This window comes from Curtobacterium sp. C1, assembly GCF_021049325.1.
GTDB lineage: Bacteria > Actinomycetota > Actinomycetes > Actinomycetales > Microbacteriaceae > Curtobacterium > Curtobacterium citreum.
Genome location: NZ_CP088076.1, coordinates 436,058 through 461,949, shown reverse-complemented (window position 1 = coordinate 461,949; position 25,892 = coordinate 436,058). Strand labels below are relative to the sequence as shown.

The following is a 25,892-nucleotide window of genomic DNA, read 5'->3' as shown; positions in this document are numbered from 1 at the left end:
TCGCCCGCGGGCGACGCCCCTTTCCTCGATGTACCGGTGTGGAAACACCGCGACGCTAAGGAGGGGTGGTTGCCGGTGGGGGAACGATCCCCCACCGGCGGGTGAACCGGACCGCAGGCTGTGGGCATTCGCAGCGCCGGGCGGCCGGCGCGCGGTCCGACCAGGCGGTCCGTCACGTGGGCCGCCGATCCGTCCGTCGGTGGATCAGACCCCGGCCTGGAGGCGCGGCTCGGCTCCCCGACCCGCGTCCACCCCGGCGGGTGGCACGTCCCGCCACCGGCGCCGCAGGCGGCGCGGCCGGTCGTCGCGCCACGCGACCAGCCCGCCGGCGACGAGCCCGAGGGCGAGCACGCCGAAGGACACGAGGCCGACGATCCCGACGGGCAGGAGTCGGCCGAGGTCCGTCGTGTCGACCGTGGCGGAGACCGCGATCGACCCGAAGTCCCAGAAGGCGTGGAGGAGCACGGGCAGGAGCAGGTTCCCCGTCAGCCGACGTGCCAGGTACAGCGTCGAACCGAACGACGCCGCGAAGCCCACCTGCAGCAGGGTCGCGCCGACGGCTGCCCCGGCGAGGATGTTGAGCAGGTGCAGGAGCCCGAACAGCACGCACGAGGCGATCCACACGCCGAACTCGGGGAGCCGGCGCCGGAGTCCGACGAGCAGGACCCCGCGGGTGAGCAGTTCCTCGAACACCCCGACGAACAGCACGCCGAGGGTCAGCAGCACGAAGTACCGGACCGGGAGCGCGGACCAGTCGACGAGCGGCAGTCGCGCGGCGCACACCACGGCGATCAGCACGATGGTCACCGAGGTCCACCGCAGCGGCGTCCGGTCGTGGTCGACAGCAGCGCCCGGCCACCAGCCGAGGGCGGTCACGTACACGCAGAGCACGAGCACCGCGATGCTCTCGGGGAGCACGAGGGCGTGCACGACGCTGTCGACCGTCTGGCCGAGCGTGGCGTAGTCGTCGCTCGGTCGGGACCGCCAGGCGCTGACCGCGGCGAACGCGACGAGTGGCAGCAGCCCGAGCAGGAGCGACGACGGGACCGGCCAGCGCGGACGGCGACGGCGCACGGGCTCGGTCGGGGTCACGTCCCGTTTGTACCATTGACGCATGCGGCTCCCCTCCCTCAGCACCATGGCCGAGGACTACGTGAAACTCGTGTGGAAGGCCGGGGAGCGCGGCGGGCAGGGGCTCGCGACCCGGGACATCGCCGCGTCGCTCGGTGTCTCGGCGTCCACGGTGTCGGGGAACCTCCGGAAGCTCGACCGCGACGGCCTGATCGAGCACACCCCGTACTACGGCGTCGTGCTCACGCCGCTCGGGCAGCAGGTCGCGGTGGCGATGGTCCGACGGCACCGGCTGATCGAGACGTTCCTGGTGCAGCGGCTCGGGTACTCGTGGGACGAGGTGCACACCGAGGCCGAGGCCCTGGAGCACGCGGTGTCGGAGACGTTCCTCGAGCGGGTCGACGCCGACCTCGGGCACCCCACCCACGACCCGCACGGCGACCCGATCCCCGCCGCGGACGGCACCGTCCCGGCGTCCCCGGGCACGCTGCTCGGGTCCGTGGAGCCCGGCTCGTGCGGCGTCGTCGACAGGGTGTCCGACGACGACCCGTCCCTGCTGCGGTACTTCGACGAGCTCGGGGTCGGGCTCGGGACGCACCTGCGCGTGGAGCGGGTCCGGGACTACGCGGGCGTGATCGCCGTCACCCGCCGGTCCCCCGACGGCGCGGAGTCCCTCGTCGACCTGCCGGCCGCCGCGGCGAGCGCCATCTGGCTGACGCCCGACCCGCACTGACCCGCCCGGGCGCCGCCCAGCCCCGCCGAGCGCCCCACATCTGTCACGCTCGCCGACGCGACCCGACGGTTTTCGCACGCTCGACGGAACGCACGCGGCGTGTCCTGCCCGCTCGCGGCATCGGGAAGCGGCGCACTCGTGCCGGGAAGCGCCGCACCCGCGCCGCCCCGAGCGGCCCCCGTCAGGCGCCGGCCGCAGCCCCCGCCCGCCGGAACGGCGCCGCGAGCGTCGGCAGGATCGACGACCGGTGCACCCAGAACACCACGACGGCCGCGACGAGGTGCACCACGCTCAACACCCACCGCCCGCTCGTGTCGGTGACGACGAACTGCACCGCGAACAGCGCCACGAGGGCGATCGCCGACCACCGGTGGAAGCGCAGCGCGATGATGATCGCGACCCCGAGCACGGTCTGCGACGCGGTGAGCATGAACTCCTCGACCTGCCGACCGTCGAGCGGCAGCCCACCCGTGGTCCCGCCGCCGAGCACGTGCGCGATCGGCAGCGACCCGACGAGCAGCGACCACTGGTTGACCTTCGACGCGATGAGCGTCCCGATCGCGGCGCCGCCCATCCCGCGCAGGGCGAAGAGCGCGGCGACGATGAACTCGGGTGCCTCGGTGGCGAGCGGCGCGAGCCACTGCACCAGGAAGTAGCTGTCGATGCCGAGCGCGCTGCCCGAGGCGACCAGGGCCTCGGCGAAGGGCTCCGCGGACGACAGGATGACCGCGGCGGCGACGACGAACAGCGCGACGATCGTCCAGCGACGGGCCCGCGTCGGCATCGAGGCGATGTTGCCGGCCATGCCGACCATCTCCTCGTCCTCGTCGTCCCCGTCGGACACCTTCGACGCGCGCCACAGGTAGGCGACGAACGCGGCGAGCAGCACGAACCCGAACCACATCGGGATGGAGCCCATCAGCGGGATGAGGAACGCGACGACCGCCAGGAGCGCCAGGAACCCGATGTCGAGCCGCGAGGACGTCTCGAGCTGCAGCACCTTCGTCGCCGAGGCGGGCAGCGACCCGGCCTTGACGTACCGCCGGGCGACGAGCAGCGAGATGATCACGACGAGCGGCCAGCCGAACCCGAGCAGCAACCGGTTCGAGCCGGTCATGTTCGCGGCGGCGAACTGCTCGTAGGCGGGGTCGTACCCGGAGCGGAACGCGTAGTACAGGTCGACGGCGTACTCGGGCAGTACGGCGATGAGCGCCAGGATCGCGATGGCGAGCGCACCGGAGATGTCCTTCTGCGCGGCCTCGGCGGCCCAGGCGAGCAGGAACGAGGCGGCGACGACGGCCCCGCCGAAGACGAGCAGGTCGACGACGGCGTTCGGCGCGAAGCCCGTCACTCGGAAGACCACGGCGGGCAGCGCGAGCACGATGCAGATCGCGATGCGGCCCCAGGCGCTGCGGCCCATCCGGGGTGCGTGTGCCCGCGCGGTGGCGGCAGCGGTGGGCGTGGAGGTGTCGATCACGGGGTGGTCCCTTGGTCGGGCCGCACCGGAGCACAGGGGTGGGAGCGCTTCGGCACGACAGAACGGCCGAAGGTCTCGCTCGCCCGCCGGGTGGGACCGGACGGGTGGTGCACCGGGCCGATCGTCGTGATGGCCAGTGTGTCGATGCACGCGCTGGGAGCTACTCCCCTTCGCCCATCACCCTGCACGCTCCGATCCGCACGTGCAAGCCGATCGGGCCTGTTCGGCGACCCGAATCCGCGTGTTCCCCGGCCCGCCCCGGAACCCCGGGAACGGCGGCGTCGGCAGGGAGTCACGACACGCGCGACCCGACACAAGGGACCCAGGGACGGACGGGAGGCACGGGGCGGGCCCGCCACGTGCCTCCCGTCCGTCAGGTGGTCAGCCGGACGCGCGCTTGCCGCGTCCGAGCGCCATCTCGCGTCGTGCGCGCTCGACGGCGAGCGCCGACCCGGCGTCCGGGTCGGCGAGGAGGCGCTCGGTGTCCGCGGCGTGCTCGCGGACGGCGTCACCGCGTCGCTCGGCGGCCTCGGTGAGGACGGGTCCGGCGACGTCCGCGCCGAGGGAGGCGAGCGCGCGGCTCAGCGCGAGCCGACGCTCGCGGTCGCCGGTGCCGAGCTCCCGGGCGAGCCGTCGCGCCAGGGCGGGGCGCTCGCGCTCCGGTGCGAGCAGGGCGGCAGCGCGCCAGGCGGTCCGGGCGACGCCGGGGTCCGGGTCGCCGAGGGCCTCGGCCACTGCGGGGTACACCGAGGCGTCACGGATCTTCGACAGCGTGTGGATCGCCTGCGACCGGGCCTGCGCCTCGGGTCGGTGCAGCTGCTCGACGAGCCGCGGCACGGTCAGCTCGGCGGGCAGCCGGACGATCGACCACGTCAGCGCCTCGCGCACCTGCAGGTCCGGGTCGACCGCGCAGCGCTCGAGCAGCAGCTCGAGGTCGGCCGGGTCCGCCGCGGTCCCGAGGGCCATCACGGCGCGCAGGCGCACGGAGGAGCGGGGGTCGGTGAGGGCGTCGGCGGTGGTGGTCATCCCCTCATGGAACACCCTGCCACCGACGGAACAGCGCCCTGCCACCGGCGGATCGGGGAGTCAGACGACGGGCATAGCGTGGGGCGGTCCGGGCACGCTCCGGACCCGTACGGGCGACCCGTACGACCGATCCGCACGACCAGGAAAGGACCTCCGCATGCCCCGCATCGGAACCAGCGACCTCCACGTGTTCCCCCTCGCCCTCGGCGGCAACGTCTTCGGCTGGACCGCCGACGAGCAGACCTCGCACCGGGTGCTCGACGCCTACACCGGTGCCGGCGGCGACTTCATCGACTCGGCGGACGTCTACTCCGCCTGGGGCGACGGCAACGAGGGCGGCGAGTCCGAGCGCGTCATCGGCTCGTGGCTCCGAGCCTCGGGCAAGCGCGACGACGTGGTGATCGCCACGAAGGTGTCGCAGCACCCGCAGTTCCCGGGGCTGTCGGCGTCGAACATCGCCGCGGCCGCCCGCGCGAGCCTCGAGCGGCTCGGCACCGACCGGATCGACCTGTACTACGCGCACTTCGACGACCAGGACACCCCGCTCGAGGAGACCGTCCGCGCGTTCGACCAGCTCGTCCGCGAGGGCCTGGTGCGGTACACGGCGATCTCGAACTACTCCCGCGCACGCGCCGAGGAGTGGATCCGCATCGCGAAGGCCGAGGGCCTGGCGCTGCCGGTCGCGATCCAGCCGCACTACAACCTGGTCACCCGCGAGCCGTACGAGTCGGAGCTCGCGCCGCTGGCCGCCGCCGAGGGCCTGGGCGTCGTGCCGTACTTCGCCCTGGCCGCCGGGTTCCTGACGGGCAAGTACCGGACGAAGGACGACTTCGCCGGGAAGGACCGCGAGGGGCAGGTGTCCGGGTACTTCTCGGACCAGGGACTCGCGGTGGTCGACGCCCTCGACACGATCGCGCAGGCGCACGGCGTCGAGATCGCCTCGGTGGCGCTCGCCTGGCTGCAGGGCCGCCCGGACGTCGTCGCGCCGATCGCCAGCGCCCGGAACACCGAGCAGCTGCCGGCGCTCCTGGCGTCCGCCGAGCTCGAGCTCACGGCGGACGAGGTCCGGACGCTCGACGATGCCTCGGCAGCGGTCCCGACCGAGGCCTGACCCGCGGCTACGGCCGCGCTGAGCCGCGGGCGCTGGTGCCGGACTACTTGCCGTCCGGCGCCAGCGACCCGGTCAGCATCTGCCCCTGCGCACGGGTCGCGAAGCACGAGATGAACGTGTTGCCCTGGTCCCAGGTGGCCTGGTCGGGGGCGTAGGAGCCCTGCACCTGCACGTCGCCGACCTTCGCGGCCGCCGCGGTGTCGATCGCCTCGGAGCTCTGGCAGGTCTTCGCCGCCTGCTCCGCGAGGGCCTCGGGTCCGGGCCACTGGCTCGCGGACACCTGCACGCGGGCGGTGAGCTGCGCGGTGTGCGGCGAGGAGCAGTCGACCACCGTGTAGCTCTGGTCCCACGCGTTCGTGAACGGGGACAGGCACTCCCCGCCCGCCAGGTCCGTCCACGGGTGCACACCGGGGGCGGCCTGCGTCGTGGCGAACTGCAGGGTCGCGGCCGGTTGCTGCTGGGTGGACCCCTGCGCCGTGCCGGACTCGGGGGTGGCCTCGGGCGTCGCGGGGGCCGAGGCGGCCGCGGTCGAGCTCGGTGCCGGCGTCGACTCCTCGATCGACCCGCCGAGGATCCAGCGAGTCAGGGCGAACACGGCGACGAGCAGCACGACGATGAGCACGACGGCCCCGCCGATGAGCAGCTGCTTCCCGCGCTTGCCCTCGTTCTTCAGGCGCGAGACGCCCTCGTCGAGCAGGACCGCGGCGCGGTTCGGCTGCGCGGGTCCGGCCGTGGGGCGCGGTGCCCCTGCCCGGTCGGCCGAGGGGACCGCGGGCATCATCCGCGTGCCGGTCTCGTGCGGGTCGTACCCGGTGGCGCCGAGCTGCCCGACGGCGGCGGTGCCGAACAGGTCCTTGATGGCGCTCGTGTCGCTGGTCTCGCGGCCGTCCCACTCGGACTGGTCGATCTCGTCGGCGTCCGCGACCCCGGCGCCGGCGGCCGTGGGGGTCCCGGTCCGGCGGGGGCCCGGCTCGACGTCGTCGACGTGGTCGGCTCCGTGGCCGACGTCCTGCCGGTCGTCGAGCGGGAACGGCAGTCGGGTCGTCGCGGCCTCGGACGCCGGACGCGGCGCCGGCTCGACCAGGGGCGGGACGGGTGCGGCGGCCGCGTCGGGTGCGGCCCACCACGGGGTGGCCCCGGTCGGCGGCTCGGAGGGCTCAGCAGCGGACGCCGGCTCAGCCGCAGGCGCGGACGCCGGCGCAGGAACTGAGGAAGCGGGCGCAGCGGCGGGCGCCGGCGCGATCGGCAGTACCGTCGTCCCGTCCGCCGGGGTGTCGACCTCGCCCGAGACGACGTCGTCGTCCGCCTCGTCCGCGAGCGACCACGACCCGGCGCCGAACGCCGTCGTGTCGAAGGAGTCGGTCGTCAGGGTCGTCGGGACCTCGCCGGTCTCGTCGTCCCGGATCGCCCAGTCGAACGGGCGCTCGGTCTCCCCGCGGTCGTCGTCTCCGACGCCCTGCAGCCGCAGGAGCTCGGTGAAGCTCGGCGGCTCCCCGGTCGAGGGCGCCGGCGTCGGCGGGAGCACCCCGTGCACGCCGAGCGGCTGCGCGACCGGGCCGGTGGGCGTCACCGGCGGCGGAGGCGTCTGCGCACCGGTCGCCCGACCGAGCCAGTCGACGTCGCTGCGCCCCTGACCGAACGGGTCGGTGCGGCGGCGTTCCTCGTCGACGGCACGGTTCTCGGCCGCGCGCTCGTCCCGGTGCGTGAGCGCCGTCGGAAGCGTGATGGAGGAGGGGTGCTGCGTCGTGCTCCTCGGCGGCACCGGGGCGGCCGGCGGGATGCGCTCCCCGAGCGTCTCCCGCTCGTGCTCGGCGCTCGCCTGCGGGTTGACCGAGGGTGCCTGCAGCTCGTCGTCCATCCGGATGGCCTGCGTGGCCCCGGCGTCCTCCGGATCGGGCGCGGCCGGCACCGAAGGCGTCACGGCCGGCGGCACCGGACGCTCGGCCAGCGGCGCGGGACGGCCGTCGACCGGCTCGGCCGACTCCGCCGACTCGGCGGCCGAAACCGGCGCAGCGGGCGCAGCGGGCGCAGCTGGCGGAGCGGGCGCGGTCGGCACGTCCGACGTGAACGGCTCCGGCAGCGGCGCGCCCGTCTCACGGGCGGCCCGCTCCGCCTCGCGACGCTCGCGCCGCGAGGGCCACTCGTCCGCCGTCCGGGGCGCACCGAAGATGTCCGCGGCACTGCGGAGCCCGCGGAACGGAGCGTCCGAGGCGGACGCGCGCTGAGCCTCCAGGCCGTCGTCCCCGTCTGCCGGGCCGGCGGTGTCCTCGGGCTCGCGCGCGTCGTCCGGACGCTCCCCGGTCACGCGCTCAGCCCCAGGTCGGCCAGCCCGATCGCAGCGAAGTAGGGGTACCCGGCCGCCTCGATGCGCTCCTTCGCGCCGGTGTCGCGGTCGACGACGACGGCGACGGCCGCGACGATCGCGCCCTCGCGCTCGAGCGCCTCCGCTGCCTTGAGCGGCGACCCGCCGGTCGTGGAGGTGTCCTCGAGCACGACGACGCGCTTGCCGCGGACGTCGGGGCCCTCGACCTGCTTGCCGCGACCGTGGTCCTTCGGCTCCTTGCGCACGACGAACGCGTCGTAGGTCAGGCCGCGCGCGGCCGACTGGTGCAGCACGGCGCTCGCGATCGGGTCCGCACCCATGGTCAGGCCACCGACCGCGTCGACGTCCGGGACCTGCTGCAGCAGGTCCGTCATCACCTGTCCGATCAGGGGTGCGACGCGGTGGTCGAGGCTCACCTTGCGCAGGTCGATGTAGTACGAGGCCTGCTTCCCGCTGGTCAGCGTGAAGTCGCCGTGGAACACGGCCTCGTCCGAGATGTGCTGGATCAGCTGTTCGCGCGCGTCGGTCACAGCGCACCAGGGTAGTCGGTCACCCCGGGATCGCACCCGTCGGCCGTTCCCCGCCACCCGCAGGCGGCGCTCCGGACGGCTCGGTACGCTCCGCCTCATGTCCCACGACGCACCGGAGCCGCGCGCCTCGGTCACGTCCGGACCCGGTCCGGCGGCCCACCGCAGGTGGGTGGCGACGGTCGGCCGGGAGGCGCTGGGCGCGGTCGTCGCGCTGGCCCTGTCCGTCATCGCGTTGCGTCACGTCGTAGCGACCGAGCGGGTCGCCCTGCTCTGGTACGACGCGGACTCCGTGCTGCTGCCGCTCGTCGAGCGCTCGATCCGTTCCGGGCAGCCGTTCGAGTGGGCGATGTCCCCGGCGCTGTTCTTCTTCCCGGAGCTGCCGGTCTACCTGCTCTGTTCGCTCGTGACGGCGACGGCGCAGCAGGCCCTGGCGCTCAACGGGGTCCTGGTGCTGCTCGCCGTGTACGCCCTGGTGCGGGCGGCTGCGAACGAGCTCATGCCGTCCGCCCGGCGCTCGGCGCGGATCGCGACCGCGGCGGTGGCGCTCGGGTTCGTCACGCTGCTGGTGCTCACCGAGTCGTCTGCGACCGCCACGTCGCTCGAGCTCGCGTCGCTGCTCCTCACGACGACCTACTACTACGGCGCCCTGCTCGCGATGCTCGGCACCGCGGTGCTCGTGCTCCGCGCCGTCCGGACCGGTCGGGCGTCCGTGACCGTGCTCGTGGTCCTCGCGCTCGTCGCGGCGTGCACGACGGCGTCGAACCCGCTGTACGTGCCGTGGTCCGCGGCACCGGTCGTCGTCACGCTCGTGCTGCTCGCCGCCGCACGACGGCTGCCGTGGCGCCCGGTCGCCCGGCTGTCCGGGGCGCTCGTCGCGGGGTCGGTGGTCGGGTACCTGCTGCGGATCCCGCTCCGTCCCTTCGTCTCCCTGGACCCGTCGACGTACGTGCACCCCGAGCACGCGGGCGAGACGCTGTCGTTCTTCGCCGCGCTCACCGACGACCGAGCAGGATCGGCCGCCGGGGACGCGGGTCTGCTCCTCCTGTTCGCGGGCGTGCTGCTCGCCGCCGGTGGGACGGTCTGGGCCTGGCGGGTCCGGACGTCGCGCACCGTGCTCGTCGCGACCGCGCTGCCGCTCGTCACGGTCGTGGCGGTGTCGGTCGGGGTGGTCGTCGCCGGGTCGGACACCCCGCGGTACCTCGAGCCGATCGTCACGGCCCCGCTGCTCGCGCTCGTGGCGGTCGCCGAGCTCACCCGCACCGCCGTCCGGACGACCCGCGTGCACCGGCCCCGCCGCGGGCTCCGGCTGACCCTGGCGGTCGCGGCCGCCGCGGTGCTCCTCGCCGGGGTCGCGACCGCGCCCGGCACCCTCTCGGCCGTCGCGCACGCCCGGTACGGCTCGGTCGCGTGCCTGGACCGGTGGGCGGACGGTCGGCAGGTCACCGGCGTCGGGCAGTTCTGGACCGTCCGACCGCTCGCCGCCTACGCCGCGTCCGACGTGCAGCTCCTGCAGGTGCGGGACACGTTCGACGCCTACCCGTGGCTCGTCGACCTCGGGACTTACCGGGACGCCCGGCCGACGTTCGTCGTGATCGGGGCGAACGACGTCTGGACCACCGCGGTCGAGGACTCGCTCGGCTCCCCCGCGTCGATCACCCACTGCACCGGGTACGACGTGTACGACTACGCCGGGACCGCCGGCGCGGCGGTGCTGCGGCGGGACGTGGTGGGGAGCGCCGACGTGATCCGGCGCGAGCGGGGGTTCTGAGCCGTCTCTGCGTCAGGCGGCTGGCGTCCGTGCGTCGGCCGGCGTCGGGCGGCGCGTGCCGTGCGTCGTGTGACGGTCGTCCATCGGAGTTGTCCACAGCGGCGCGCCGTCGGACCGAGATGCCTGAACGGATGTATAGGCTCGACTCCGTGACTCGTCCCACCAACGGCCGCATCCCCCGCACGTCCTTCCGGTTCCGCCTCGCCGCGACCGGACTGGCGCTCGCCGGCCTGCTCGGGACGGTCCTGCTGGACGCGCCGAGTGCGAGCGCCGCGAAGTACCCCTCGTGGGACGACGTGATGGCCGCCCGCGGGCAGGAGTCCGCGAAGCAGGAGCAGATCACCGCGATCCGGAGCATCATCGACGGCCTCGCGACCCAGGTGAAGGAAGCCGAGGCCGAGGCACAGCGGCTCGGCGACGAGTTCTACGCCGCGCAGAGCGACGCGCAGGACGCCGCCGAGAAGGAACAGAAGCTCCGCGCCGACGCCGAGGAGCACGCGAAGGTCGCCGAGCAGAGCGCCGCCCAGGCCGGGCAGCTCGCCGCGCAGATGGCCCGCCACGGTGGCGCCGACGTCACCGCCTCCGTACTGTCCGGCGGCGAGTCGGCGCGCGACCTCCTCTACGACCTCGGTGCGCTGAGCAAGCTCTCCGAGCAGTCCGAACGGGTCGAGGCCGCAGCGACCGCGGACGCCGCCGTCGCCCGCTCCCTCACCGCGCAGGCCGACCGGGCCTCGGCGGAGCTCGACCGGCTCGCCGCCGCCGCGCAGGAGCGGATGGACGCTGCCCAGGCCGCGGCCGACAAGGTCCAGTCGGCGTACACCGAGCAGCAGGACAACAAGGCCCGGCTCGACGCCCAGCTCGCGACGCTGACCTCGGGTCGCGTCCGGACCGAGGCCGAGTTCGCCAAGGGCGAGGCCGAGCGCAAGGCCGCGATCGAGAAGGCCGCGCGCGAGGCAGCAGCGGCCCGCGCGCGCGAAGCAGCGGCCGCGGCTGCTGCGTCGAACAGCGGCGGCGGCGGTGCGCCCGCGCCGGGCGGGGGCGGCGGCGGCAGTGTGGGCTCCGGCTCGGGCACCGGCTGGGTCCGTCCCGCCGGCGGCTACGTCATCAGCCCCTACGGCTACCGCGTGCACCCGATCACCGGACGGGTCACCAAGCACGACGGGCTCGACCTGACGAGCGGCTGCTCGACGGCGATCGTCGCGGCGTCGGCCGGCACCGTCGACTACGTCGGCTGGTACGGCGGCTACGGCAACTACGTCCGGATCAACCACGGCGGCGGCGTGAAGACCGCCTACGGGCACATCGTCAACGGCGGCTTCCGGGTCTCGCAGGGCCAGCAGGTCTCGGCCGGGCAGCTCATCGCCCTCGTCGGCTCGACCGGCAACTCGACCGGGTGCCACCTGCACTACGAGGTCCACATCAACGGCGCCACGACCGACCCCGCGCCGTTCATGGCCGCACGGGGCGTCGGCTTCTAGCCCGCGGATCGTCGGCTTCGGGCACGCGGTCGATCGGCCCGCGCTCCGGCGGCACCGGTAGGTTCGATCCCATGCGCGTCGCGACCTGGAACGTCAACTCCGTCCGGACCCGAGTGGGGCGGATCGTCGACTGGCTGGTCCGCGAGGACGTCGACGTCCTCGGCATGCAGGAGATCAAGTGCAAGCCCGAGCAGTTCCCGGTGGAGGCGTTCGAGGCCGCCGGCTACCAGGTCGAGGCACACGGGCTGAACCAGTGGAACGGCGTCGCGTTCGCCAGCCGGCTGCCGATGGAGGACGTCACCCGTGACTTCCCCGGCCAGCCCGGGTTCCTGAAGGGTCACGAGGGCCCGGACCTGCCCGTCGAGGCCCGCGCGATGGGCGTCACGGTCGACGGCGTCCGCCTGTGGAGCCTCTACGTCCCGAACGGCCGCGAGCTCGGCGACCCGCACTACACGTACAAGCTCGACTGGCTCTCGCAGCTGGCCGACCGGACGTCTGAGTGGCTCGAGGCCGAGCCGGAGACGCCCCTCGCGCTCATGGGCGACTGGAACGTGGCGCCGCTCGACCGGGACGTCTGGGACGTGGCCGTGTTCGAGGGCGCGACGCACGTCAGCGAGCCGGAGCGTGCGGCCTTCCGCGCGTTCGAGTCCCGCGGCCTGCAGGACGTCGTCCGGCCGATCGTCCCCGAGGGCTACACGTACTGGGACTACAAGTCGCTCCGGTTCCCCCGGAACGAGGGCATGCGCATCGACTTCGTGCTCGGGTCCCAGGCCTTCGCGGACGTCACGGTCGGCGCGACCATCCACCGCGACGAGCGGAAGGGCGACGCCCCGAGCGACCACGTCCCCGTATCGGTCGACCTGGACCTGGAGACCTCGCTCGACGACGACCGCCCGATGATCTTCTGACGCAGGTCCCTCCCACCCACCTGCTCCCACCGCGAGCGGGCAGGACACGCCGCCAGCGTCCCGCCCGGCGTGCACGACACCCCGTCGCCGCCCGCCGAGCGGCCCACATGTGGGTCTCTCGCGACCGGACGACGGACGGGAGGCACGGTGCCAGCCCGCCCCGCGCCTCCAGTCCGACTCACCCACCCGCCACCGCGAGCGGGCAGGACACGCCGCCCGTGTCGCGCCCCGCGTGCAAGACACCCCGCCACGGGCCGCTGAGCGGCCCAGATGTGGGCCTCTCGCGACCGGACGACGGACGGGAGGCACGGTGCCAGCCCGCCCCGCGCCTCCAGTCCGACTCACCCACCCGCCACCGCGAGCGGGCAGGACACGCCGCCCGTGTCGCGCCCCGCGTGCAAGACACCCCGCCACGGGCCGCTGAGCGGCCCACTTGTGGCCCAGTCGGCGCCGCCGCCCGGGCGCGCACGCTACGGGTGCAGCACCGCCGCGACCACGACGAGCACCGGCACCGCACCGATCGTCGAGACGAGCACGACGTCCCGCGCGACCGGGACCGCCGCCTGGTACCGCTGCGCGTAGTTGAAGACGTTCTGCGCCGCCGGCAGGGCACCGAGCGTCGTGAGTACGAACACGTCCTGCTCGTCGAGCCGGAACACGAGCCGGGCGACCACGAACGCCACGAGCGGCATCACCACGAGCTTCAGCCCGGCGGCCACGAGCACGTCCGCCCGGATCGCGGGGTCCCGCAGCGGGGTCGCCCCGTGCAGGCTCATGCCGAAGGACAGGAGCACCACGGGCACCGCGGCGGCCCCGACGAGGGCGAACGGCTCGAGGATCGGCGTCGGGATCTCGATCCGGAGCGCGGAGCACACCAGACCGAGCAGCGACGCGATGATGATCGGGTTGCGGAAGGGTCCGGCGACCCGGCTCCGCCAGGTGCCCCCGGTGGCCGTCGCCACGTCGAGGACGGTGAGCGCCAGGGGTGCGAGCACGACGAGCTGCAGCAGGATCACCGGGACGACCGCGGTGGCCTGGCCCAGGACGTAGACGGCGACCGGCAGCCCGATGTTGTTCGCGTTCACGTAGCCGGAGGCCAGCGCCCCCACCGTCGTCGTCGCGACCGAGCGCCGGAGCACCAGGCGGAAGACCAGCACGGCGACGAGCGCCACGGTGACGGCGCTGATCAGCGAGACCCAGAGCATCGGCGACACCAGCGTCTCGATGTGGGCCGTCGCGATGGTGTGGAAGAGCAGGCAGGGCATCAGGACGAAGAAGGCGAGCCGGCTCATCACGAACTGGGCGTGCGGGCCGAGCAGCCCGGCGCGGCCGACGACGTACCCGGCGGCGATGATCGCGCCGATGATCGCGAACCCGGTCAAGACGCCACCCATCGCCTCCATCCTGTCAGCCCGGTCCCGGACGGACGACCATGTGACTGCTCACAGACGCGCTCGGACGGGAAATGCGCGACGCATCGGTACCGTTGCACGCATCATGACCTCGACGCCCGACACGCTCACCCGTTCGACCGACTCCAGCCAGCCGCTCGTGCCGCTCCTCGAGGAGCGTTGGAGCCCCCGCTCCTACGACGAGACCGCCACCGTCACCGACGCGCAGCTCGACGCCCTGCTCGAGGCCGCCCGCTGGGCCCCGTCCGCGATGAACCACCAGCCGCGCCGCTTCGTTGCCGGCCGCCGTGGCACCGAGACGTTCCGGAAGATCAACGACAACCTGCTCGGCTTCAACGCCGCGTGGGCGTTCCGCGCGAGCGCCCTCGTCGTCGGTGTCCTCGAGACCGTGACCGAGGACGGCGACGAGCGTCCCTTCGCGCAGTACGACCTCGGCCAGTCGCTCGCCGCGCTCACGGTCCAGGCGCACGCCGAGGGCCTGCACGTGCACCAGATGGCCGGCATCGACGCCGAGGGCCTCCGCGCCGCGTTCGACCTGCCGGAGCGCTTCCTGCCGTACACCGTGACGGCGATCGGCACAGTGGCGGACCCCGCGCAGCTCGGCGACCAGGCTGCGGAGCGCGAGGTCGCGCCGCGCACGCGGCTCCCCCTCGACGAGGTCGTCCTCGTCAAGGAGTAATTGACGAGGAACGGTCCGCCCCCCCCCCCCCCCTGGAGCGCTCCAGCGCCACGGGGGCGTACCATGTCCGGACATGGATCAGGACACGACACCGGACCGCACGCAGGACTCGACACCGGACCCCACGCAGGACTCGACACCGGACCCCACGCAGGACACGACACCGGACCCTGGCCAGGACCCCGCCGAGCCGGCCCCGGAGATGAACTTCTACACCCGCAAATGGGTCCGCCCCGAGGACCTCAACGCCAATGGCACCCTGTTCGGCGGCAGCCTGCTGCGCTGGATCGACGAAGAGGCCGCGGTGTACGCGATCATCCAGCTCGGCAACGGCAAGGTCGTCACGAAGTACATGTCGGAGATCGTCTTCGTGTCCTCGGCGAGGGAGGGCGACATCGTCGAGATCGGCCTCGTCGCGACCCGGTTCGGCCGCACCTCGCTCACGATGCGCGCCGAGGCCCGGAACCTCTTCACGCACCGGAGCATCCTCACCATCGACGAGGTCGTCTTCGTGAACCTCGGCGAGGACGGCAAGTCCGCCCCGCACGGGTACACCGACATCACCTACGCGCGCGACCGCGTCCCCGCGACGCACCGGGCCTGACGACCGCCCGCACCGGCGGAGCACGACGGATCTGGCAGGATCGAGGGCATGACCACGCCCCGCCTCGTCGCCTTCGACCTCGACGACACCCTCGCGCCGTCGAAGTCCCCGCTCGACCCGCGCATGCTCGAGACCTTCGCGTCGCTGCTCGCCACGGTCCCGGTCGCGGTCATCTCCGGCGGCAACTTCCAGCAGTTCGAGCAGCAGCTCGTGACGCCCCTGAGCGCCCGCGACGGACTCGTCCTCGACGACCTGCACCTGCTCCCGACCTGCGGCACCGCCTACTACCGCTGGTCCGGGTCCGACTGGGCACTGCAGTACGCCGAGGACCTCACCGACGACGAGAAGTCCCGTGCCCTCGCCGCGGTCGAGACCCAGGCGAAGGCAGCCGGGCTCTGGGAGTCGGAGACCTGGGGTCCGATCCTCGAGGACCGCGGGTCGCAGATCACGTTCTCGGCCCTCGGCCAGTCGGCGCCGGTGGACGTGAAGAAGCGATGGGACCCGACCGGCGAGAAGAAGGACCGCCTCCGCCGGCTCGTGCAGGCCGAGCTGCCCGACCTCGAGGTCCGCTCCGGCGGCTCGACGAGCGTGGACATCACCCGGAAGGGCATCGACAAGGCCTACGGCATGCGCCGCCTCGCCGAGCTCACCGGCATCGCCCTCGACGACGTGCTGTTCGTCGGGGACCGCCTCGACCCCGAGGGCAACGACTACCCGGTCAAGGCACTCGGCGTCCCCTGCCACGCGGTGGAGGGCTGGGAGGACACCGACGCGTTCCTGACGGAGCTGATCCCGACGCTGCGCTGAGCGTGCGCTGACGCGCACTGGGCGGACGGGAGGCACGTGGCGGGCTCGCCACGTGCCTCCCGTCCGTCATCCGGTCACGTCCGCGACGCGACGTGATCAGGCCAGGCCCGACCCGGCCGGGTCGGCTCAGGGGATGCTGCGGACCGCCTCGACGAAGGAGCGGATCCGCGCGACGTCCTTGACCCCGCGCTCCGACTCCACACCACTCGACACGTCCACGCCGTCGGGGTCCAGGGCCTCGACCGCGGCGACCACGTTCGCCGGGGTGAGCCCCCCGGCGAGGATCCACGCCTCGTCCACCTTCCCCGCGATCGTCGCGGGGTCGACGAGCCGCCCGCTGCCCGGCACGGCGGCGTCGAGCAGCAGCAGGTCGTGGTCGAAGGCCGCGCGCTGCTCGGGCGTCTCGCGCAGGAAGTCGTCGGCGGCGACGGCACGGATGGTGAAGAACCCGGCGTCCCGCGCACGCGCGAAGTCACTCGCCGACTCGCCCCCGTGCAGCTGGAGCGTGGTGAGCCCGACCTCGGACGCGATACCGACGATCTCGTCGATCTGCTGGTCACGGAACACCCCGACGGCGTCGATGCCCTCCGGCACCCGCTCGACGAGCTCCTTCGCGAGGTCCGCCGTCACGGTGCGGGGGCTGCCGGCGGCGAAGACGAACCCGACCGCGTCGGCACCCGCGTCCACGGCGGCGTCGACGGTCTCGGGCGTCGACAGACCGCAGATCTTGATCCAGCGCTGGTCGCTCATGGATCCATCCTGCCAGGGACCTGGCCCGTCGGAGGCCGGGTCAGTGCAGGGTGCCCGCGATGTACGCCGCGGTGCACGCGGCGAGCACCCCGAAGGCCGCGAACGACCCGACCAGGACGTTCCGGCGACGCCAGCGACGGACCGCCGCGAAGGTGCCGCGCCGTGCGTGCCGGTGGGCGGCGCGGTGCAGCTTGTGGTCGCGCTTGTGCTTCGTCCGCTCCGGGCCGAGGGGCACCGGGCCGGTGATCTGCGTCGACCCGCCACGGAGCGCGCTCGCGACGGCGACCGCGGTCGGTCGGCGGGCCGGGTCGCGGTGGGTCATCTTCGCGAGCAGGTCGTGCCAGTCCGGGCCGACCGAGTCCGGGACCTCGGGGTCGTGCCGCAGCCGGGCGAGGGCCGCCTCGATCAGGGTGCCCGAGTACTCCTGCTTGCCGGTCAGCGACTCGAGGAGCACCAGGCCGAGCGAGTACACGTCGGTCGCGAAGCCGATCGGCTCCCCGGCGACCTGCTCCGGGCTGAGGTACGCCGCGGTGCCGATGATCGTGCCGTCGTTCGTCAGGCGGGAGCCGTCGACGAAGTGCGCGACGCCGAAGTCGGTGAGCTTCACGGCGCGGGCGAAGCCGGAGGCGCCCTCGTCGTTGATGAGGATGTTCGCCGGCTTCACGTCGCGGTGCACGATGCCGCGCGAGTGCACGTACGCCAGGGCGTCGGCTAGCTGCGCCCCGAGGTCGGCGACCTCGTAGTTGTGCAGCGGGCCGCCCGCGAGCCGGCGGAGGAGCGTCGTGTCGGCGATGAGCTCCATCACGATGAAGCGGTGCGGGCCGTCCCCGAACTCGTGGGTGCCGGCGTCGTACAGCGGCACGAGACCCGGGTGCGACAGCATGCTGAGCAGCCGGATCTCGCGCTCCTGGCGGACCCGGTCGGCCGTCGTCATCGAGTCCGGCGTCGCGAAGAGCTTGACCGCGACCGCACGGTACGTGTGTTCGTCGCGAGCTTCGTAGACCGACCCCATGCCGCCCGTGCCGATGAGCTTGACGAGCCGGTAGCGGCCCGCCAGGACCGTGTCGGCCCGCGCGCTGTCGACCAGGGTCATGCTGCACTTCGATCCATCGAGAGCCATCGGGTTCCGCGGCAGACGCCGACAAGGTGACTCACGGTCAACGGTACGCGTCCCACCTCGGATCCGCGGTGCCGTTACGACATCGTGATGGGGGACAGATCCCCGTGGATCCGCGAAAGGGCGGGGGTAGCGTCCGGGTTCCCGGAGAGCCCGGGACTACGCAAGGAGGACATCGTGGCGCTGTCGAAGGGCGACGAGGTGCACTGGAACACCTCGCAGGGCAAGACGACCGGCAAGCTCGTCGAGAAGAAGACGAAGGACTTCACGTTCGACGGTCAGGACTTCAAGCCGACGGACGACGACCCGTACTGGATCGTCGAGTCGGAGAAGTCCGGCAACAAGGCCGCGCACAAGGAGTCGGCCCTCACGAAGAAGTGACCGCTCAGTCGTTCGCGGGTGCCGCACGTCGGCGCCCGCGATCGGCGCGTTCCGCCCGGGCACGCCGGACCCGTCGCACCACGAACGTCACCACGACGACGGCGATCGCGACGTAGAGCACCCGGTCGATCCACTCGGTGTACTGCTCGACCTTGTCGTACTGGGTCCCGAACGCCGCTCCGAGCAGCACCAGGCCGCTGTTCCAGATGCCGCTCGCGATGATCGTGAACACCGAGAACGTGCCGAGGTGCATCCGGTCGGCGCCTGCCGGCAGCGAGATCAGGCTCCGCACGATCGGCACGAACCGGCCGAAGAAGACCGCGCTCCTGCCGTGCCGGTGGAACCAGTCCGCGGCCTTGCGGAAGTCGTCCTCGTCGACGAGCGGCAGCTTCCCGAGCCAGCGCACGGTCCGTTCGAACCCGATCACCGCGCCGAGCCAGTAGAGCACGAGCGCGCCGAGGTACGACCCGAGCGTCGCGAGCAGCAGCACGAGCACGAGGTTCATCCGCCCGGCTCCCGCCAGGAACCCCGCGAGCGGCAGGATCACCTCGGACGGGATCGGCGGGAACACCGTCTCGACGAAGAGCATGATCGCGACGCCCCACTCGCCGAGGGCGTCGATGACCTGCAGCACGAAGCCGGACAGGCCGCCGAGGTCCTCGGTGCCCGCCTCCTGACCCGCACTCCTGGTCGAGGCGGGCAGGGTCGGCGGCAGCGTGAGGGCGGTCGTCATGGGTCCACTCTGTCTGAGCGTCCTGCCAGGAGTCGGCACGCCACCTGTGCGCGAGCCGAGTGCGCGTGGTGCCGCCGCGCTCGGCGACGTGCCGCCGAGGTGCCAAGACTCGCCGCTGCGTGCGCGCCCGGGTGCGACGGACGTCCGCTCCGCACCACGAGGTGCCGGAATTCCGGCACCTCGAGGCACAGGGCGGGCAGGGCGGGAACGGGGGTGCGGCAGACGGACGGGAGGCACGGTGCCAGCTGGCACCGTGCCTCCCGTCCGTCTGGGTGTTGCGTCAGACCGCGGCGGGCGCGCGCTGGCCGATCGTCTCGCCGGCCACCGCCGCCTGGTCGGCGGCCGCCGCCTCGGCGGCGGGTGCCTTGCGCACCCACTTCTTCAGGCCCACCAGGACCAGCGCGGACACGACCGTGCCGGCCACGATCGCGACGATGAACATCGCGACGTCCCCGATGGCGAAGAACACGAAGATGCCGCCGTGGGGTGCGCGGGAGGTCACACCGGCCGCCATCGAGATCGCACCCGTGACCGCGGCGCCGATCATCGACGCCGGGATGACGCGCAGCGGGTCGGCCGCGGCGAACGGGATCGCACCCTCGGAGATGAACGACGCGCCGAGCAGCCACGCGGCCTTGCCGTTCTCGCGCTCCGGCTTCGTGAAGCCCTTGCGGTACAGGACGGTGGAGGCGAGCGCCAGGGCCAGCGGCGGGACCATGCCCGCGGCCATCACGGCGGCCATGATCTCGAACGGCACGACGTTCGTGGCGGTCCCGGCACCGAGCCCGGCGACGGCGAACGAGTACGCGACCTTGTTGACCGGGCCACCGAGGTCGAACGCCATCATCAGGCCGAGGATCACGCCGAGCAGGATCGCCGAGGCGCCGTTGAGCGAGTTGAGCCAGTTCGTCAGCTGCGTCATGAGCCAGGCGATCGGGCCGCCGAGCACGAGCAGCATCAGGCCGGAGGCGATGATCGACGCGAAGAGCGGGATGATCACGACGGGCATCAGGCCGCGGAGCCAGCGCCAGGTCGGGATGCGCCCGATCCAGTACGCGGCGGCACCGGCGATGAGACCACCCACGAGCCCGCCGAGGAAGCCGGCGTTCATGAAGACGGCGATCGACCCGGCGACGAAGCCCGGCGCGATGCCGGGGCGGTCGGCGATCGCGTAGGCGATGTACCCGGCGAGTGCGGCGACGAGGAACCCGAGGGACACCCCGCCGATCTGGAACGCGGCGGCGCCGAGGTAGTAGCCGAGGCCCTCCGGCGGCAGGTTGAGCAGCGTGTAGTTCGTCAGCGTGTACACCGCGTTGTTCTGCCCGGAGTTCCCGTGCGGCAGCGCGATGGCGTAGCCGGCGAGCAGGAAGCCGAGCGCGATGAGCAGACCGCCGCCCGCGACGAACGGGATCATGTAGCTGACGCCGGTGAGCAGCCAGCGCTTGAGCGCCTGCCCGAAGTGCTCGTCGGCCTTGTTCGACTCGGCGGTCGTCGCAGCCCCGCCCTGCACGCGTGCGGCGTGCGGGTCGTCGGCGGCGCGGAGGGCCTCGGCGATCATCTTGTCCGGCTCGTCGACACCGCGCTTGACCGGTCCGGACACCAGCGGCTTGCCGGCGAAGCGGTTGCGGTCGCGGACGTCCACGTCGACCGCGAACACGACGGCGTCGGCGCGGGCGATCAGGGCGGGGTCGAGCGGCTCGACCTGCGAGGAGCCCTGCGTCTCGACGTGCATCTCGGCACCGGCGCGCTCGGCGGCGGCGACCAGGGCGTCGGCGGCCATGTAGGTGTGCGCGATGCCGGTCGGGCAGGCGGTGACGCCGACGATGACCTTGCGGGCGCCCGAGCCGGTGGTGGTCGGGGCCGGGGCGGCGGCAGCGGGCGCCGGGGCGCCGACGCCGGCCTCGGCGACCTCGCCGCCGACCTCGCGCTGCACCAGGTCCACGACGTCCTGCGGTGTCGCGGCCGCACGGAGCGCCGCGGTGAAGTCGTCGCGGATGAGCGCACGCGCCAGGGTCGACAGGACCGTCAGGTGGTCCTTGTCCGCACCCTCGGGCACCGCGATCATGAAGACGATGTCCGCGTCGCCGTCGGGCGCACCGAACGGCACCTTCCGCGCCAGGCGGGAGAACGCGAGCGTCGGGCTCGAGACCGAGGCGGACCGGGCGTGCGGGATCGCGATGCCGCCGGGCACGCCGGTGCCGACGCTCGCCTCGCGCTTGATCGCGTCCTCGGCGAGGGCGCTGCCGTCGGCGGCACGGCCGGTGGCGGCGACGCGGTCGGCGAGCACGCGGATGACGTCGGAGGACGTTCCGCCGAGGTCCTCGTCGAGGCCGACGAGCTCCGCGCTGATGAGGCGCTGCGTCGTGTCTGCGGACATGGGGTTGCTCCTTTGCAGTGGCGCCGAGGCGCGGGCATTGCTGTTCGGGGGTGGTGCTGCGAAGTGGTGGTGGTGCGAAGTGGTGGTGGTGCGGTGGGGGTCGGTCAGGCGATCGGTGCCGGGACCTGCGCCGGGTGCAGGGTCCGGACGGTCACGCTGCCGGGGTCGGTGTGGTCGAGGGCCGGCACGTCGCTGCCCGGGAGCGCCGCGGCGGCCGCTCCGGTGGCGACGGCCTGGGCGAGCCGCTCGGCGGGGGTGGCACCGGCGACCTCGGCGAGCAGGTAGCCGGCGAGCGAGGAGTCCCCCGCGCCGACCGTCGAGCGCGCGACGATGCGCGGTGCGGCGGCGGCGAAGGCGCCCTCGTCCGAGACGAGCACGGCTCCGGCGCTGCCGAGCGTGAGCAGGACGGCGTCGACGTGCTTGTCGCGCAGGCGCTGGGCAGCCACCGCGGCGGCGTCCGGGTCCTGCTCGTACGCGTCCGGGTCCCCGCCGACGACCTCGGCGAGCTCCTCGGCGTTCGGCTTCACCAGGTCGATGCGCTCACCGGACTGCAGCAGCGCGGTGAACGGCAGACCGGACGAGTCGACGGCGATCCGGACGGTGTCCCCGTGGCGATCGCGCACGGCGCGGACGAGCACGGCGAGCGCGTCGTCGGGCAGTCCGGGCGGCAGGGAGCCGGCGAACACGACCCAGCGGGCGGCGGGCCCGGTCGCGGTCGGCCCGGCGGCGTCGGCCACGAGCGCGGCGAGGTCGTCCAGGCGGCCGGCGAGCGAGGGGCCGGGCTCGTTGAGCTTCGTCGTCGTGCCGGTCGGCTCGGTCACGGTGACGTTCGAGCGGAGCGGGGCGCCGATCGGGAGCGCCACGGTCGGGATGCCCCGCGTCGCGAGGCCGAGCAGGACGGGGTCGAGCTCGTCGCCGGGCAGGACCGCGAGGGTGTCCCCGCCGCTGGCGACGACGACCCGCGAGACGTTGACGCCCTTGCCGCCGGGCTCGGCGGTCGTGTGCACGGCGCGTTGGACGGCCCCGCGCTGCAGCTCGCCGGCGAGCTCGATGGTCCGGTCGAGGGACGGGTTGGGCGTCACGGTGACGATGCGGGTGCTGGCGGTGCCGTTCATGCGACCACGACCTCCACGTCGGCGTCGGCGAGCGCACCGGCGAGGTCCGCCGGGGGCTCCTGGTCGGTGACGAGCGTGTCGATCTCGTCGAGGCGGGCGAAGCGCATGAGCGCCTCGACCCCGTGCTTGGCGGCGTCGGCGAGGACGACGCTCCGGCGGGCGGCGAGCACGTAGGCGCCCTTGACGCCGGCCTCGTACTCGTCGGGCGTGCTCAGACCGAAGCCGGCGGACAGGCCGTTCGTGCCGACGAAGGCGACGTCGGGGCGGAGGCCGGCGATCTGCTCGACGGTCGCGGTGCCGACGGCGGCGCTCGTGACCCCGCGGACCCGGCCGCCGAGCAGGTGCAGCTCGACGTGGGGGCTGTGCTGCAGGACGGCGGCGATCGGGACGGAGTTCGTGACGACCGTCAGCGTGGCACCGGGGGTCGCGGGCTCCCACCGGGCGAGCTCCGTGGCGACCGCGGCGCAGGTCGTGCCGGCGTCCAGGGCGATCGACCCGGTGAAGGTCGGCGGGACCAGGCGCATCGCGGCCCGGGCGATCGCGGTCTTGGCCGTGCCGTGCTGGCCCTCGCGCTCGGCGACGGAGAGCTCGACCACGCTGGACCGGCCGACGGGGACGGCCCCGCCGTGGACGCGACGCAGCAGTCCGGCGGTCTCGAGGGCGTCGAGGTCGCGGCGGACGGTCTCGGTGGTGACGTCGAAGTGCTCGGCGAGGTCGGCGACGGACACCCGCCCGGCCGACTGCAGCGCGGCGGCGATGGCGTCCTGCCGCTCCGTTGCGTACATGCCCGAACTCCTTCGTTCCCGTTGGTTTCAGGAACTGTACGTCCGGAAGTCACATGATCGCAACTGTTTCATCCCAGAACCAACACGAACGAAGGTCCGGGGAGCGTGATCAGGCGTCGAAGGGCACCCGGTCGCTCGAGCCCACGCCGGCTCGCTGCCGGTAGGACAGGTGCCCACCGAGGTAGCCGCCGACACCGACGATCGTCAGGCCGACGAACCCGAGTGCCTTGCCCGCCGCGGTGTTGCCCTTCCGGCGCTGCCACCACGACAGTCCGAAGAACGTGATGCCGACCCAGTTCACCGCCTGGTGCACCCAGCCGGTCCGCCGCTGCTCGAGCGACAGCTCCGCCCAGTCGACGTACCCGGCGACCGAGGCGCTGCTCGCCGACACGAGTCCGACCCCCGTGAGGGTCTGTGCGGCACGGGCGTTCCCCTTCCCGCCGATCGTGTCGAGCACCGCCGCGGAGATCCACGCCCCGAGCGGCACCTGCACCATGAGCGGGTGCAGGGGGTGCCCGATCGGCACGCCGTGCAGCAGCCGACGGAGCGCCGCCGGCTTCGCGACGGCGCGCACGACGCGGGTGTCCAGGTCGACGGCCTCGTCGAGCACGCTCGCGCGCTCGATGGCGTCCGTGATGCGTCGCAGGATCGGCAGCTCAGGCATGCCCTGGACGCTAGGCCTGGAGGCCCGGTGCCGGTTCCAGGAACCGGCACCGGGCCTCCAGGCGGTCGCGTCCGGCGGACGAGGCGACCAGTCAGACGGCCGCGAGCGCGGACGTCGGCGGGATGCGCGCGGCGCGCGCCGCCGGGTAGAGCCCGGACACCCCGCCGATCAGGACGGTCGCGCCGAGGCCGCCGCACACCGCCCAGAGCGGGATCGCCACCGGCCAGCCCCGCCCGACGGCGAAGGCCACGGTCACACCGACACCGATCACCACGCCGGCCACGCCACCGAGGAACGACAGCAGGAGCGACTCGACCAGGAACTGGTCCCGGATGTTCCGCCGCCGCGCCCCGAGCGCCCGACGGACGCCCACCTCGGCACGGCGCTCGAGCACCGTGATCACCATCGTGTTCGCGACGCCGATGCCACCGACGAGCAGCGCGACCCCGCCGATGCCCACCAGGAGCCCGGTGAACGAGTCGTCGGTGGCGTTCTTCGCGGCGAGCGCGTCGGACGGCCGGGTGACCCCGACGTCCTGCGGGGCGAGCGGGCTGATCGACCGCGCCACGACGTCCCGCACGGCGGCCACCTGCTCGGGGTCGGTCCGGAGGAACACCGACGTCGGGTGGCCGTCGAAGCCGAGCTGGCCCGCGAGCGACCGCGGCACGAACACCTGGCCGTCCAGGCTGTCCTCGAGCTCGACCGGGGCGAGGATCCCGACCACCTGGACCCACTGCCCGCCGATCCACACCCGGGTGTCCGGGCGGAGGTCGTCGATGCCGAGCGCCCGGGCCGCGTAGTCGCCGAGGACGACCTGGGGTGGGGCGTCGTCGGCGGTGTCGAGCCAGCGCCCCTGGGCGACCGAACCGCCGAGCGTCGCGGGCACATCGCCCCACGCGGCGAGGACGCCGATGCCCTTCGACTCGTTCGCCGGGATGTACGGGTTGCGGTAGACCCGGCCCTCCGTCACCGTGCCGACACCGGCGACCTGCTCGACACCGTCCTGCCGGGCCACGGAGTCCACCGCGGTCTCCGGGAGCGGCGGGGTCTCGCTGAAGCCCTGGGCCTCCGTCGCCGTGAGGACGTTCGTGCCGAGCCGGTCGAGCACCTGGTCGAGCGCGGCCTTGCTCGAGGACGAGATCCCGACGACCGCGATCATCGCCGCGATGCCGATCGCGATGCCGAGCGCCGACAGGACCACCCGGGTCGGACGCGTGCGGAGGCCGAACACCCCGAGGCGCAGCAGGTCCCGGGGGCCGACGGCGTTCCGGGCGCTCATGCGACACCGCCCGGACCGCCGTGGATCGCGGCGGCGAGTTCCGCGGCGTCGGACGACGAATCGGACTGCACGAGCCCGTCCCGCATCCGGATCTGCCGGGGCAGCGAGGCCGCGAGCTCCAGGTCGTGCGTGATGACGAGGACCGTCGTGCCGCCCGCGTTGAGCTCCCGCAGGAGTTCGAGGATCGCGGTGCCGGAGGCCGTGTCGAGCGCCCCGGTCGGTTCGTCCGCGAGCAGGATCGTGGGCTCGCCGACGATCGCCCGGGCGATGGCCACGCGCTGCTTCTCGCCGCCGGACAGCTGGTTCGGCCGGTGGTCGACCCGGTGCCCGAGCCCGACCCGCTCGAGCGCACGGACGGCCCGGGCCTGCCGCTCCGCGCGACGGGTCCCGGCGTACAGCAGCCCGTCGGCGACGTTCTCGGCCGCGGTGGCACCGGACTGCAGGTGGAAGTGCTGGAACACGAAGCCGACGTGGTCCGCGCGCAGCCGGGACAGGGCGTCGTCGGACATCGTGCCGACGTCGTTCCCGGCGATCGTCACCGTGCCCGACGTCGGCCGGTCGAGCGTGCCGACGATGTTGAGCATCGTCGACTTGCCCGAGCCCGACGGTCCGACCACGGCGACGAGCTCCCCCGCCGCGACGTCGACGGACACCCCGCCGAGGGCACGGACGTCCCCGTAGACCTTCGTGACGTCCTGCAGCCGGAGGACGCTGTCGGCCGCCGCTCCACCGCTCGACACACCGCGGTCCGGGGCGACTGGTCG

At 73.5% G+C, this 25,892-nt stretch carries 24 protein-coding genes; 9 read left to right on the top strand and 15 right to left on the bottom strand.

Translation table 11 applies throughout. From position 1 onward, the window contains the following. Window positions 1–204: 204 nt before the first annotated feature. Window positions 205–1,092 carry a CPBP family intramembrane glutamic endopeptidase gene (locus tag LQK89_RS02290; protein ID WP_231050033.1) on the bottom strand — a complete coding sequence of 296 codons (888 nt, stop codon included), beginning with the start codon at window positions 1,090–1,092 and terminating at the stop codon, window positions 205–207. A 22-nt stretch (window positions 1,093–1,114) separates the two neighbouring features. On the opposite strand from LQK89_RS02290, the gene LQK89_RS02285 reads away from it, so the two are divergent. After that, window positions 1,115–1,804: a metal-dependent transcriptional regulator gene (locus LQK89_RS02285; protein ID WP_174778960.1), complete on the top strand. Its 690-nt coding sequence runs from the start codon at window positions 1,115–1,117 to the stop codon at window positions 1,802–1,804. Between the two features lie 181 nt (window positions 1,805–1,985). Here the strand turns inward: LQK89_RS02285 and LQK89_RS02280 are convergent, their stop codons facing one another. Further along, on the bottom strand, window positions 1,986–3,281 hold the full coding sequence (locus tag LQK89_RS02280; protein WP_231050032.1) for a sodium:proton exchanger: 1,296 nt from the start codon (window positions 3,279–3,281) through the stop codon (window positions 1,986–1,988). A gap of 381 nt (window positions 3,282–3,662) precedes the next feature. Further along, window positions 3,663–4,307 (bottom strand): HEAT repeat domain-containing protein, encoded by a 645-nt coding sequence (locus tag LQK89_RS02275; protein WP_231050031.1) that lies wholly within the window; start codon window positions 4,305–4,307, stop codon window positions 3,663–3,665. Between the two features lie 157 nt (window positions 4,308–4,464). Here LQK89_RS02275 and LQK89_RS02270 point away from each other — a divergent pair, with 157 nt between their 5' ends. After that, entirely contained in the window at window positions 4,465–5,418 is a 954-nt protein-coding gene (locus LQK89_RS02270) for an aldo/keto reductase (protein ID WP_231050030.1), read from the top strand. A gap of 43 nt (window positions 5,419–5,461) precedes the next feature. Here the strand turns inward: LQK89_RS02270 and LQK89_RS02265 are convergent, their stop codons facing one another. After that, complete coding sequence (locus LQK89_RS02265) at window positions 5,462–7,723, bottom strand: hypothetical protein (RefSeq protein WP_231050029.1); 2,262 nt, start codon at window positions 7,721–7,723, stop codon at window positions 5,462–5,464. After that, a complete protein-coding gene (gene pyrE / locus LQK89_RS02260) occupies window positions 7,720–8,271 on the bottom strand; it encodes an orotate phosphoribosyltransferase (protein ID WP_141860204.1) in 552 nt (183 codons plus the stop codon). The genes LQK89_RS02265 and pyrE overlap by 4 nt, the downstream gene beginning before the upstream one ends. Window positions 8,272–8,368: 97 nt before the next feature. Between pyrE and LQK89_RS02255 the strand changes: the two genes are divergently transcribed. The 3 genes from LQK89_RS02255 (at window position 8,369) to LQK89_RS02245 (ending at window position 12,425) form a co-directional block, all read left to right on the top strand. Beyond that, window positions 8,369–10,039, top strand: coding sequence for a hypothetical protein (locus tag LQK89_RS02255; protein ID WP_231050028.1), 1,671 nt, complete (start codon window positions 8,369–8,371; stop codon window positions 10,037–10,039). 149 nt (window positions 10,040–10,188) lie between these two features. Next, window positions 10,189–11,517, top strand: a complete 1,329-nt coding sequence (locus LQK89_RS02250) for a peptidoglycan DD-metalloendopeptidase family protein (protein ID WP_231050027.1) — start codon at window positions 10,189–10,191, stop codon at window positions 11,515–11,517. 71 nt (window positions 11,518–11,588) lie between these two features. Next, window positions 11,589–12,425 (top strand): exodeoxyribonuclease III, encoded by an 837-nt coding sequence (locus tag LQK89_RS02245; RefSeq protein ID WP_231050026.1) that lies wholly within the window; start codon window positions 11,589–11,591, stop codon window positions 12,423–12,425. A 470-nt stretch (window positions 12,426–12,895) separates the two neighbouring features. Here LQK89_RS02245 and LQK89_RS02240 read toward each other — a convergent pair whose 3' ends face one another. Beyond that, the gene (locus LQK89_RS02240) at window positions 12,896–13,819 is read right to left on the bottom strand and encodes an AEC family transporter (RefSeq protein WP_231050025.1); all 924 of its coding nucleotides are present in this window, start codon (window positions 13,817–13,819) and stop codon (window positions 12,896–12,898) included. Window positions 13,820–13,922: 103 nt separating this feature from the next. Between LQK89_RS02240 and LQK89_RS02235 the strand changes: the two genes are divergently transcribed. The 3 genes from LQK89_RS02235 (at window position 13,923) to LQK89_RS02225 (ending at window position 15,927) form a co-directional block, all read left to right on the top strand. After that, complete coding sequence (locus LQK89_RS02235) at window positions 13,923–14,516, top strand: nitroreductase family protein (RefSeq protein ID WP_058741766.1); 594 nt, start codon at window positions 13,923–13,925, stop codon at window positions 14,514–14,516. 202 nt (window positions 14,517–14,718) lie between these two features. After that, complete coding sequence (locus LQK89_RS02230; protein WP_231050830.1) at window positions 14,719–15,120, top strand: acyl-CoA thioesterase; 402 nt, start codon at window positions 14,719–14,721, stop codon at window positions 15,118–15,120. A gap of 48 nt (window positions 15,121–15,168) precedes the next feature. Beyond that, complete coding sequence (locus tag LQK89_RS02225; RefSeq protein ID WP_175325121.1) at window positions 15,169–15,927, top strand: HAD-IIB family hydrolase; 759 nt, start codon at window positions 15,169–15,171, stop codon at window positions 15,925–15,927. Window positions 15,928–16,053: 126 nt separating this feature from the next. Here the strand turns inward: LQK89_RS02225 and LQK89_RS02220 are convergent, their stop codons facing one another. Together LQK89_RS02220 and LQK89_RS02215 are read right to left on the bottom strand one after the other, a co-directional pair. After that, window positions 16,054–16,677 (bottom strand): phosphoribosylanthranilate isomerase, encoded by a 624-nt coding sequence (locus LQK89_RS02220; RefSeq protein ID WP_058741764.1) that lies wholly within the window; start codon window positions 16,675–16,677, stop codon window positions 16,054–16,056. 40 nt (window positions 16,678–16,717) lie between these two features. Continuing rightward, window positions 16,718–17,770, bottom strand: coding sequence for a serine/threonine-protein kinase (locus LQK89_RS02215; protein ID WP_181819252.1), 1,053 nt, complete (start codon window positions 17,768–17,770; stop codon window positions 16,718–16,720). 201 nt (window positions 17,771–17,971) lie between these two features. Between LQK89_RS02215 and LQK89_RS02210 the strand changes: the two genes are divergently transcribed. Then, complete coding sequence (locus tag LQK89_RS02210; RefSeq protein WP_058741762.1) at window positions 17,972–18,175, top strand: DUF2945 domain-containing protein; 204 nt, start codon at window positions 17,972–17,974, stop codon at window positions 18,173–18,175. Window positions 18,176–18,179: 4 nt separating this feature from the next. Here LQK89_RS02210 and LQK89_RS02205 read toward each other — a convergent pair whose 3' ends face one another. From LQK89_RS02205 to LQK89_RS02175, 7 genes are all read right to left on the bottom strand, one after another. Beyond that, on the bottom strand, window positions 18,180–18,908 hold the full coding sequence (locus LQK89_RS02205; RefSeq protein ID WP_231050024.1) for a DedA family protein: 729 nt from the start codon (window positions 18,906–18,908) through the stop codon (window positions 18,180–18,182). A 280-nt stretch (window positions 18,909–19,188) separates the two neighbouring features. Continuing rightward, window positions 19,189–21,285, bottom strand: coding sequence for a PTS fructose transporter subunit IIABC (locus LQK89_RS02200; RefSeq protein WP_114850282.1), 2,097 nt, complete (start codon window positions 21,283–21,285; stop codon window positions 19,189–19,191). Between the two features lie 104 nt (window positions 21,286–21,389). Next, the gene (locus LQK89_RS02195; RefSeq protein WP_231050023.1) at window positions 21,390–22,400 is read right to left on the bottom strand and encodes a 1-phosphofructokinase family hexose kinase; all 1,011 of its coding nucleotides are present in this window, start codon (window positions 22,398–22,400) and stop codon (window positions 21,390–21,392) included. Further along, on the bottom strand, window positions 22,397–23,185 hold the full coding sequence (locus LQK89_RS02190) for a DeoR/GlpR family DNA-binding transcription regulator (RefSeq protein WP_058743263.1): 789 nt from the start codon (window positions 23,183–23,185) through the stop codon (window positions 22,397–22,399). The genes LQK89_RS02195 and LQK89_RS02190 overlap by 4 nt, the downstream gene beginning before the upstream one ends. A gap of 109 nt (window positions 23,186–23,294) precedes the next feature. Then, complete coding sequence (locus LQK89_RS02185; protein WP_231050022.1) at window positions 23,295–23,849, bottom strand: DUF2231 domain-containing protein; 555 nt, start codon at window positions 23,847–23,849, stop codon at window positions 23,295–23,297. Window positions 23,850–23,940: 91 nt separating this feature from the next. Next, window positions 23,941–25,128 carry an ABC transporter permease gene (locus tag LQK89_RS02180; RefSeq protein WP_231050021.1) on the bottom strand — a complete coding sequence of 396 codons (1,188 nt, stop codon included), beginning with the start codon at window positions 25,126–25,128 and terminating at the stop codon, window positions 23,941–23,943. Beyond that, entirely contained in the window at window positions 25,125–25,868 is a 744-nt protein-coding gene (locus LQK89_RS02175) for an ABC transporter ATP-binding protein (protein WP_231050020.1), read from the bottom strand. Before LQK89_RS02175 ends, LQK89_RS02180 begins: the two co-directional genes overlap by 4 nt. Between the last annotated feature and the right edge of the window lie 24 nt (window positions 25,869–25,892).